Annotated in this window: 9 protein-coding genes; all 9 read left to right on the top strand. The window is 27.6% G+C overall.

Features of this window, described 5'->3' with window-relative positions:
• A partial coding sequence (gene glpK / locus HF862_RS06295) for a glycerol kinase GlpK (RefSeq protein ID WP_170187063.1) occupies positions 1-1,164 on the top strand: 1,164 nt, incomplete at its 5' end.
• Between the two features lie 146 nt (positions 1,165-1,310).
• Complete coding sequence (locus HF862_RS06290) at positions 1,311-2,747, top strand: NAD(P)/FAD-dependent oxidoreductase (RefSeq protein WP_170187062.1); 1,437 nt, start codon at positions 1,311-1,313, stop codon at positions 2,745-2,747.
• A gap of 13 nt (positions 2,748-2,760) precedes the next feature.
• Positions 2,761-4,020, top strand: coding sequence for an NAD(P)/FAD-dependent oxidoreductase (locus HF862_RS06285; RefSeq protein ID WP_170187061.1), 1,260 nt, complete (start codon positions 2,761-2,763; stop codon positions 4,018-4,020).
• Complete coding sequence (locus HF862_RS06280) at positions 4,020-4,364, top strand: DUF1667 domain-containing protein (protein WP_170187060.1); 345 nt, start codon at positions 4,020-4,022, stop codon at positions 4,362-4,364. Before HF862_RS06285 ends, HF862_RS06280 begins: the two co-directional genes overlap by 1 nt.
• 119 nt (positions 4,365-4,483) lie before the next feature.
• Entirely contained in the window at positions 4,484-5,353 is an 870-nt protein-coding gene (gene rapZ, locus HF862_RS06275; protein WP_170187059.1) for an RNase adapter RapZ, read from the top strand.
• Positions 5,344-7,116, top strand: a complete 1,773-nt coding sequence (uvrC, locus tag HF862_RS06270; RefSeq protein ID WP_170187070.1) for an excinuclease ABC subunit UvrC — start codon at positions 5,344-5,346, stop codon at positions 7,114-7,116. The genes rapZ and uvrC overlap by 10 nt, the downstream gene beginning before the upstream one ends.
• Before the next feature lie 71 nt (positions 7,117-7,187).
• On the top strand, positions 7,188-8,714 hold the full coding sequence (locus HF862_RS06265) for a PP2C family protein-serine/threonine phosphatase (protein ID WP_170187058.1): 1,527 nt from the start codon (positions 7,188-7,190) through the stop codon (positions 8,712-8,714).
• Between the two features lie 8 nt (positions 8,715-8,722).
• Entirely contained in the window at positions 8,723-9,634 is a 912-nt protein-coding gene (locus HF862_RS06260; protein ID WP_170187057.1) for a DUF1385 domain-containing protein, read from the top strand.
• A gap of 27 nt (positions 9,635-9,661) precedes the next feature.
• A complete protein-coding gene (locus HF862_RS06255) occupies positions 9,662-10,861 on the top strand; it encodes an FprA family A-type flavoprotein (RefSeq protein ID WP_170187056.1) in 1,200 nt (399 codons plus the stop codon).
• The last annotated feature ends 7 nt before the right edge of the window (positions 10,862-10,868 follow it).

Raw genomic sequence — 10,868 nt, 5'->3', positions numbered from 1 at the left:
GAACTTAAAAAAATAGATGGTTTAGAAGAATATGTTAGAGAAAATACTGGACTTTTAATTGATGCTTATTTCTCTGGCACTAAAATTAAATGGATATTAGATAATGTTGAGGGAGCTAGAGAAAAAGCTGAAAAGGGTGACTTACTTTTTGGTACTGTTGATACTTGGCTTATTTGGAAATTAACTAATGGAAAAGTTCATGCTACTGATTATACAAATGCTTCAAGAACTATGATATACAATATAAAAGAGTTAAAATGGGATGAAAAATTATTAAATATATTAGGAATACCTAAATCTATGTTACCAGAAGTAAAAGATAGTAGTGGAACATTTGGTTATGCTAACCTTGGTGGGAAAGGTGGACATAGAATACCTATCGCTGGAGTAGCTGGAGACCAACAAGCAGCACTGTTTGGACAAGCGTGTTTCAAAGAGGGAGATTCAAAAAATACTTATGGAACAGGTTGCTTCTTACTAATGAATACAGGAGATAAAATGGTAAGAAGTAAAAATGGATTAGTAACAACAATAGCTATTGGATTAAATGGAAAAGTAGAATATGCTTTAGAAGGAAGTATATTTATAGGTGGAGCAAGTGTTCAATGGTTAAGAGATGAATTAAAACTTGTAGGAGAATCAAGAGATACAGAATATTTTGCAAGAAAAGTAAAAGATAATGGAGGAGTATATGTGGTACCAGCCTTTGTAGGATTAGGAGCTCCATATTGGGATATGTATGCAAGAGGAGCTATAGTAGGATTAACAAGAGGAGCCAATAAAAATCATATAATAAGAGCCACATTAGAATCAATAGCATATCAAACAAGAGATGTATTAGAAGCAATGCAAGAAGATTCAGGTTTAAAATTAAATCATCTAAAAGTAGATGGAGGAGCAGCAGCAAATAATTTCTTAATGGAATTTCAAGCAGATATATTGGGAACATCAGTAAGAAGACCAGAAACTTTAGAGACAACAGGATTAGGAGTAGCTTATTTAACAGGATTAGCAGTAGGATTCTGGGAATCAAAAGAGGAAATAAGTTCACAATGGAAACTAGAGAAAGAATTTATTCCAACAATGTGTGAAGAAGAGAAAGAGAAAAAATATAGAGGATGGAAAAAAGCAGTAAAAAGAGCTATGGAATGGGAAGAAGAATAAAAAAACAAAAAAAACTTGACAAATAGTTATAAAAATAGGATAATAAATCTGTAAATAGAATAATGACAGGAGAAAAAGTGAGTCGACAAAAGGTAGTTTCTGCCTTGTTTTGTCGACCTTTTTTATTTTTAGTTAGGGGGTAAGATATGTTAGATGTAATTGTAATTGGAGCTGGAGTAATGGGTGCTGCTGTTTCTCGTGAATTATCAAAGTATAATTTAAAAGTTATGGTTTTAGACAAAGAGAATGATGTTTCAAATGGAACAACAAAAGCTAACTCAGCTATAGTTCATGCTGGATATGATGCCAAAGAAGGAACATTAATGGCAAAATATAATGTTTTAGGAGCAGCAATGTATGAAGAACTTAGTAAAGAGATAGGAGCTCCTTACAAAAAAGTTGGTTCTTATGTTTTAGCTTTTTCAGAAGAAGAAAGAAAACATATAGAAACATTATATGAAAGAGGAATAAAAAATGGAGTTCCTGAATTAAAACTTATTGGAAGAGATGAAATTTTAGAAAAAGAACCAAATATTAATAAAAATGTAGTAGGAGCTTTATATGCTGGAACAGCTGGTATAACAGGTCCTTGGGAATTCACAATAAAATTATTAGAAAATGCAGCTTTAAATGGAACAGAAGTTTTAGTTGATGCTGAAGTAGTAAATATTGAAAAATTAGATTCAGGATATAAAGTAATATTAAAAGATGGAAGAGAATTTGAAACTAAAATAGTTATAAATGCAGCTGGTGTTTATGCTGATAAAATAAATGATATGGTAAGTAAAGAACATTTTGACATTCATCCAAGAATTGGAGAATATTATGTTCTTGATAAAGTTCAAGGAAAATTAGTTAATAGTGTATTATTCCAATGCCCAACAGAAATGGGAAAAGGAGTATTAGTAACTAGAACAGTTCATGGAAATGTAATGGTTGGACCTACAGCTGAAGATGTAGAAGATAGAGATTATGTAGGAACAACAACTCATGGACTAGATGATATAAGAAGACAAGCAGCTAAAACAATAGAAAATATAAATTATAGAGATAGTATTAGAAACTTTACAGGAATAAGAGCCGAATCTAGTACAGGAGATTTTATAATAGGAGAAGCTTCTGATGCTAAAGGATTCTATAATATAGCTGGAACTAAATCACCAGGACTTTCTTCAGCTCCAGCAATTGGTGTAGATGTAGCTAATATGATAGTTGAAAAATTAGGAGCAACTAAAAAAGAAGAATTTAAACAAAATAAACCTCAAATTCATTTTATTGAACTTTCTCCAGAGGAAAAAGCAGAAGTAATTAAAAAAGACCCTAGATATGGAAGAATAATTTGTAGATGTGAAAGTATAACAGAGGGAGAAATTGTTGATGTTATACACAGAATGGTAGGAGCAAAAACTGTAGATGGAGTTAAGAAAAGATGTAGACCAGGTACAGGAAGATGTCAAGGTGGATTCTGTGGACCAAGAGTACAAGAAATTTTAGCTAGAGAATTAGGAAAAGAGTTAAATGAAATTGTATTAGATAAAAAAGGTGCTTACATACTTACAAATGAGACAAAAATTTCTAAATAGGAGGAGTATATAAATGAGATATGATTTGGTAGTAGTTGGTGGAGGACCAGCTGGATTAGCAGCAGCAATAGAAGCAAAAAAGAATGGAATAGAAAGCATTTTAGTTATAGAAAGAGATAAAGAATTAGGTGGAATTTTACAACAATGTATTCATAATGGATTTGGATTACATGAATTTAAAGAACAATTAACAGGACCTGAATATGCTGGAAGATTCATAGACCAATTAAAAGATATGAATATTGAATTTAAATTAGATACAATGGTTTTAGATGTAACTCCAGATAAAAAAGTTCATGCTATAAATAGTGTAGATGGATATATGTTAATAGAAGCTAAGGCTGTAATATTAGCTATGGGATGTAGAGAAAGAACAAGAGGAGCTATTGGAATTCCAGGAGAAAGACCAGCTGGAGTATTTACAGCAGGGGCAGCTCAAAGATTTGTAAATATGGAAGGATATATGGTAGGGAAAAAAGTTCTTATCTTAGGTTCTGGAGACATTGGACTTATAATGGCAAGAAGAATGACTCTAGAGGGAGCTGAAGTTAAAGCTGTTGTAGAATTAATGCCATTCTCTGGAGGATTAGCTAGAAACATAGCTCAATGTTTAAATGATTATAATATACCACTATATTTAAGCCATACAGTAATTGATATTCAAGGAAAAGAAAGAGTAGAAAAAGTAGTTATAGCCAAAGTTGATGAAAATAGAAAACCAATTCCAGGAACTGAAAAAGAATATGAAGTAGATACACTATTATTATCTGTAGGATTAATACCAGAAAATGATATTTCAAGAGCTACAGGAGTAGAAATAGATGGAAGAACATCTGGAGCTGTAGTAAATGAAATGATGGAAACAAATATTGAAGGAATATTTGCTTGTGGAAATGTATTACATGTACATGACTTAGTAGACTTTGTAAGTGCTGAAGCTAGAAAAGCTGGGAAAGCAGCTGCAAAATATATAAAAGGTGATATGTCTACAGGAGATTATGTAGAACTTAAAAATGGATTTGGAATTGGATATACTGTCCCTCAAAAATTTAGATTAAATAATGTTGAAAAAGGATTAGAAGTTTTCATGAGAGTTAGAAATATTTATAAAAATATGATTCTTCAAGTAAGAGATGGAGAAAATATTGTATTTAGTATTAAAAAACCTCATGTAGCACCAGGTGAAATGGAAAAAATAATAATTCCTAAAGCTAAATTAGAAACAATAAAAGGTAAAGAGATTGTGGTAGAACTTGTAGGAGGGGATAAATAATGAAAAAAGAGATGATATGTATTGTTTGTCCAATGGGATGTCATTTAACTATAGATACAGAAACTTTAGATGTCAAAGGAAATACATGTCCTAGAGGAGCTGAATATGCAAAAGAAGAATTAGTAGCTCCAAAAAGAGTTATAACTTCAACTGTAAGAATAACAGGAGGACTTCACCATAGATTACCTGTAAAAACAAATGGAGCTATACCAAAAGATTTAAATTTTAAATGTATGGAAGAATTAGCAAAAGTTGAATTAAAATCACCAGTAAAAGTTGGAGATATAGTAATAAAAAATGTTTTAAATACTGGAGTAGATATAGTAGCTTGTAGAGATATGTAATAAAAAATAATTTTATGAAAAAGAGTGGATTATCCACTCTTTTTTAAATTTATGGAGTTTTTTAAAAAAATTTAGTATAATCTATTTTAGAGATAGGGTATTAAAATTTGGAGGAAAAAATGAAAATAATAGTTGTAACAGGAATAAGTGGTGCTGGAAAAACAACAGCTCTAAATATTTTAGAAGATGCTGGGTATGTAACAATGGATAATCTATTAAGTAATATGGTAATTTTTTTATTACAAAATTTAGATAGAGGGGAAAAAACATTAAAAATTGATAAGTTAGCTTTAGGTTTAGATAATAGAACAATACATACTACAGAAGATTTTATGGTAATATATAATTGTTTAAAAAATTTAAACACAGATTTTGAAATATTATTCCTAGATTCCTCAAATGAAACAATATTAAAAAGATATAACTTAACAAGAAGAAGACATCCAGTAGAAGGAGCTACTCTTTTAGAAAGTATAAAAAATGAAAAGAAAGCTATGAGTATTATAAAAGAAAAAGCAACTTTTGTTATAGATACTACAAATGTGACTTCTAAAGAATTAAAAAAAGAAATTTTAGAAATAATAAGTAATACAGAAAATGTAGATATAAATATACATATAGAATCTTTTGGATATAAATATGGAATACCTATGGATAAAGATTTGATTTTTGATGTAAGAGTTTTACCTAATCCTTATTATATAGAGGAGCTTAGAAGTAAAACAGGAAATGATAAAGAAGTATATGATTATGTTATGGAAAATAAAGATTCAGAAGAGTTATATAAAAAAATATATGAGATGATAAAATTTTTATTGCCACTTTATAAAAAAGATAATAAACAACATTTATCAATAGGAATTGGCTGTAGTGGAGGACAACATCGTTCAGTTGCTTTTGTAAATAGATTGGCAAAAGATTTAAAAGATATAGAAGGTGTAAAAATTTTAAAAAGACATAGAGAAGGAGTGAAAGAACACTGGACATAAAAAAATATATTATTCCTGAAAATCCAGGAGTATACTTAATGAAAAAAAATAATGAGGTTATATATGTAGGTAAGGCTAAAAATTTGAAAAAAAGAGTCTATTCATATTTTTTTAGAGAACATGAAGATGAAAAAACAAAAAATTTAGTAAAAAATATAGAAGATATTGAAACTATAATTTGTAATAGTGAGATAGATGCTTTTGTTTTAGAAAATAATCTTATAAAAAAATATTCACCTAAATATAATATATTATTAAAAGATGAAAAAACTTATCCATATATAAAAATTTCTAAAGAAAAATTTCCTAAAATAAGTATAGTGAGAAGTACAAGGGCTTTGGATATTAAAAGTGGAGAGTATTTTGGCCCTTATCCTCAAGGAGCTTGGAATTTAAAAAAAATTTTAGTAAAACTTTTTAAAATTAGAGATTGTAATAAGGATATGAATAAGATAGCTCAAAGACCTTGCTTGAAATATTATATGAAAATGTGTGATGGACCTTGTAAATATAAAGATATTGAAGAAAAATATAAAGAAAATGTAGATAATATTACAAAAATTTTAAAAGGACATGGAGAAATTGTCTTAAAACTTCTTCAAGAAAAGATGAAAAATGCTTCTGAAAAAATGATGTTTGAAGAAGCTATTTTTTATAGAAACCAAAGTAATGAAATAAGAAATGTAATAAATAATCAAGTTACTGAATATGGAAAAGGGATTGATGAGGATATATTTTCTATTATATTAGATGGAGATTTATTATTTTTATGTGTACTAAATATGAGAGAGGGAAAAATTTTAGGAAAAACTTCAAATGTTATAAAATTAAAGGATAAAATTTATGGAGATATTTTTCAAGAGGTTGTTAGAGAATTTTATTCAAAACATCCAATTCCTAAAAATATAATTTTTCAATCTGAATATATTGAGAGTGATGAACTTATAAAAGAGTGGTTAAAATTAAATAAACATGAAGTTGTACACACTTATTATCCTAAAATAGATGGAAGAAGAAAAAAATTATTAGATATGGCTCTTTTAAATATAAATAAAGATATTATAGATTATTATAATAAAAAAACTGTTATAGAAGAGGGAATGGAAAAACTTTATAGGGAGCTAAATCTAAAAAAATATCCTAGAAAAATAGAATGTTTTGATATTTCTAATATTCAAGGAAAAGACGCTGTAGCTTCAATGGCTGTAGCTGTAGAAGGACGAGCTTCAAAAAAAGATTATAGAAAATTTAAGATAGAATGTAAGGATACTCCAGATGATTTCCAAATGATGAGAGAGGTAATAACAAGAAGATATTCAAAATTAGAAATAGAGAAGTTTCCAGATGTAATTCTTATTGATGGAGGTCTTGGACAAATAAATGCAGCTGGAAAAATATTAGAGGAAATAGGAAGAGATGGAATAGCTGATTTACTAAGTATTGCTAAAAAAGAGGAATTAATTTATAAATATGGAGAAGAAATTCCTTATAGATTTTCCCATTCTGATGAGGCTTTGAAAATTTTAATAAGAGTAAGAGATGAAACTCATAGATTTGGAATAACTTATCATAGAAAGTTAAGAAGCAAGAGAGTTTTAAAAAGTGAATTAGATAATATAAAAGGAATTGGAGAAATAAGAAAAGAAAAACTTTTAAAAAAATTTGGAAGTGTAAAAAAAATAAAAGAAGCGACTTTAAATGAACTAAAAGATGTATTACCTGAAAAAATTGCCATAGAATTACTTGAAAAAATAAAAAAATAACACAAAAACTTATTTTTTTGATATAATATAAGACAGAGTAAGTTTAGTATGTGATAGACTTTGGGGGGTATATGCTAATTTATTTTACAATTTTAATTTTAATAATAACATTTATAATATTTTTAAAAATTCAAGAAAGAGGAAATATAAATACAATAGAAAAAATTTTAAAAAGTTTAAATGAAAAGAAAATATACGATAAAATTCCAGCTGGTTTAAAAGAAGAATATATGGAAACACTACACAAAATAATAAAGCAAGATTTGGAATTAGATAACTCTATATTTGAATTGAGAGAATATAGAAAAGAATTAGAGGTTACTTACAATACCTTATTAGAAAAATCTAAAAAATTAGAATACTCAAATCAAAGTTTGGAAGAGAAAGTAACATCCCTTTCAAATATAAATGCTCTTTCTAGAACTGTTTTATCAATTATGGATTTAGACCATATTATAAATATAATTTTAGATGCCTATTTTGTCTTGACAGGAGCTAAAAAGATTTCTCTTTATTTGTGGGAAGATGGAAAATTAGCTAACAAAAAAGTAAGAGGAGATATTGGCTTTAGAGGAGAGGTTTCTTTTCCTTTATCTACATTAAAAGAGTTTACTTATAGAGATTATAAAAGAGTTTACGAAGAATTAAAAAAAGAATTTCCAATAAAGGAAGAAGAGATAGTAATAGTTTCTCCACTTTTAATAAAAGAAAAAGAATTTGGTGTTATATATATAGTTGAAGATAAAGATAAATTTACAACAAATGATGAAGAAACTATTTCAGCTTTGGCCATACAAGTAGCCATAGCTATAAATAATGCTAAGATGTATGCTGATTTAAGAGTAAAAGAAAGAATATCTCAAGAATTAGAAATGGCAGCTAAAATTCAAGAGAAAATACTTCCTCAAAATGTTTCTAAAATTTACGGACTTCAAATTGAAAAATATTTTAGTCCTGCAAAAGAAATAGGTGGAGACTATTATGATTATTCAATAATAGATGATGAAACTTTCTCTATTACTATAGCTGATGTCAGTGGAAAAGGAGTTCCAGCAGCTTTTTTAATGGCTTTAGGACGTTCAATAATGAAAACATTAGAAATCCAAAAATTAACACCAGCTAAAACTTTAAAAATTTTAAATAAAATAATCTATCCTGATATAACAGAAGATATGTTTATAACAATGTTACATAGTAATTTTAACTATAAAACAAAAGTTTTAACATATTCTAATGCTGGACATAATCCATTGGTTGTTTATAAAGCAAAATTAGATGAAATACAGTTACATACTACAAAAGGATTAGCTATAGGATTTTTAGATGATTATGGATATTGTCAAAAAGAATTAAAATTAGATAAAGGTGACATAGTAGTATATTATACTGATGGAATAACTGAAACAGAAAATCATGAGAAAGAGTTATTTGGTATAGAAAGATTAAAAGAGGTTATTTATAAAAGTAAAAATAAAACTCCATGTCAAATTAAAGATATGATACTAGATGCTATTAATGATTTTAGAAAAGGGTATCAACAAGTAGATGATTTAACTTTTGTTATAATAAAAAATACTGAAGATAGTGAGATAGAATAGGAGAATTTATGAATAATAGATGTAGAAATGTGGGAGGTCAAGCTGTAATAGAAGGGGTTATGATGAGAAATGGTTCTTTAATAGCCACTGCTGTTAGAAGACCTAATGGTGAAATTGTATATAAAAAAACCAATTTATCATTAAAAAGAAAAAAACTATCAGAAATTCCATTTGTAAGAGGAGTAGTAACATTGTTTGATTCTCTTGTAATAGGAATGAAAGAATTAACTTTTTCGGCAAATCAAAGTGAAGAAAACGAAGAAGAACAATTGACAAATAAAGAGGCTGTATTAACAACATCTCTTTCATTAGCTTTAGGAATAGGGCTTTTTATAGTTTTGCCTTCAATAATAAGTAGTTTTTTATTTCAAGAAAATAAAGGATACTTAAATTTATGTGAAGGAATATTAAGACTTGTATTCTTTTTACTTTATATTTGGGGAATTTCCTTTTCTGATGATATAAAAAGAGTTTTTGAATATCATGGAGCTGAACATAAAACTATTTATGCTTATGAAAATGATTTAGAATTAACTCCAGAAAATGCAAAAAAATTTACAACTTTACATCCAAGATGTGGAACAAGTTTTCTGTTAACTGTTATGTTAATAGCAATTATTGTATTTAGCTCTATTGATTATATATTACCAACGCCAGAAACATTATATATGAAAATATTGATGAGAGTATTTTTGAGAATACTTTTAATGCCTTTGATAGCAGGATTATCTTATGAACTTCAAAGATTTTCAAGTAAACATTTAGATAATTTTCTAGTAAGAATATTAGCGATGCCAGGGATGGCATTACAAAAAATAACAACAAAAGAACCAAGTATAGACCAATTAGAAGTAGCAATAGTGGCAATGAAAATATCTCTTGGCCAAGAGGTAGAAAATGCTATTGAAATAGATAAATAGAGGAGTATTAATAATATAGGAGGAAAGATGTATAACGTAAGAAAAATTTCAGAAGAACTTTATTATCTAGGAAGTGATGATATTCGTTTAGAATTATTTGAAAATATTCATCCTATCCAAAAAGGAATATCATATAATTCTTATTTATTATTAGATGAAAAAACTGTTTTATTAGATACAGTTGATTTATCAAAGGGAAAAGAATTTTTAGAAAAATTAAAAGTAGTTTTAAATGGAAGAGAATTAGATTATTTAATTGTTCATCACGTAGAACCAGACCATGGAGCAATGATAGGGGAAGTTGTTTCATGTTATCCTAATGTAAAAGTAATAGGTTCAAAACAAGGTTTTGTATTTATGAAACAATTTGGGGCAAAAATTGAAGAGAATAATATGGTAGTTGTAAAAGAAGGAGATAAAATCTCTTTTGGAAAACATGAGTTTACATTTATAGGAGCTCCTATGGTACATTGGCCAGAAGTGTTATTGAGTTATGATTCAACAATAAAAACATTATTTAGTGCAGATGCCTTTGGAACTTTTAGTTGTTTATATGGAAAATTATATGATGATGATTTTAATATAGAAGCGGAATTATTAGAAGAAATGAGAAAATACTATACAAATATAGTAGGTAAATTTGGAGTTCAAGTTCAAAATTTATTAAAGAAAGCAAATACTTTAGACATAAAAATGATATGTCCATTACATGGACCAATTTGGAGAACAAATCTTTCATTACTTTTAGAGAAATATAATAAATGGAGTAAATATGAACCTGAAGAAAATGGAGTGTTAGTTGTCTACGCTTCAATGTATGGAAATACAGAAAAAGCAGCTATTACTTTAGCCAATAAATTAAAAGAAAAAGGTTTATCTAATATGGCTGTCTATGATGTATCAAAAGCAGATGTTTCTACTTTAATATCAGAAACTTTTAAATATAGTCATTTAGTGTTGGCTTCTCCTACTTATAATATGGGAGTTTTCCCTCTTATGCACAACTATTTAGAAGATATGAAAGCATTGAATGTACAAAATAAAATAGTTGGAATAATAGAAAATGGAACATGGGCTTGTAAAGCTGGAGAAGAAATGGTTAAAATCTTAAAAGAGATGAAAAATATGATTGTATTAGAAGAAAAAGTAAAAATAGTTTCATCTTTAAATGAAGAGTCAGAAATGGAAATAGAAAATTTAATGAATTCAATTTTAAAAACTTTATAATTTTATA

The sequence above is a fragment of the Fusobacterium sp. FSA-380-WT-3A genome, from assembly GCF_012843705.1.
In the GTDB taxonomy this organism is placed as follows: domain Bacteria; phylum Fusobacteriota; class Fusobacteriia; order Fusobacteriales; family Fusobacteriaceae; genus Fusobacterium_B.
This window is presented reverse-complemented; position numbering and strand designations above follow the sequence as displayed.

Bases quoted from the DNA above. Each gene is read 5' to 3' on its own strand.
- HF862_RS06290 (WP_170187062.1), top strand. From the start codon at position 1,311: ATGTTAGATGTAATTGTAATTGGAGCTGGAGTAATGGGTGCTGCTGTT.
- HF862_RS06285 (WP_170187061.1), top strand. From the start codon at position 2,761: ATGAGATATGATTTGGTAGTAGTTGGTGGAGGACCAGCTGGATTAGCA.
- HF862_RS06280 (WP_170187060.1), top strand. From the start codon at position 4,020: ATGAAAAAAGAGATGATATGTATTGTTTGTCCAATGGGATGTCATTTA.
- rapZ (WP_170187059.1), top strand. From the start codon at position 4,484: ATGAAAATAATAGTTGTAACAGGAATAAGTGGTGCTGGAAAAACAACA.
- HF862_RS06265 (WP_170187058.1), top strand. From the start codon at position 7,188: ATGCTAATTTATTTTACAATTTTAATTTTAATAATAACATTTATAATA.
- HF862_RS06260 (WP_170187057.1), top strand. From the start codon at position 8,723: ATGAATAATAGATGTAGAAATGTGGGAGGTCAAGCTGTAATAGAAGGG.
- HF862_RS06255 (WP_170187056.1), top strand. From the start codon at position 9,662: ATGTATAACGTAAGAAAAATTTCAGAAGAACTTTATTATCTAGGAAGT.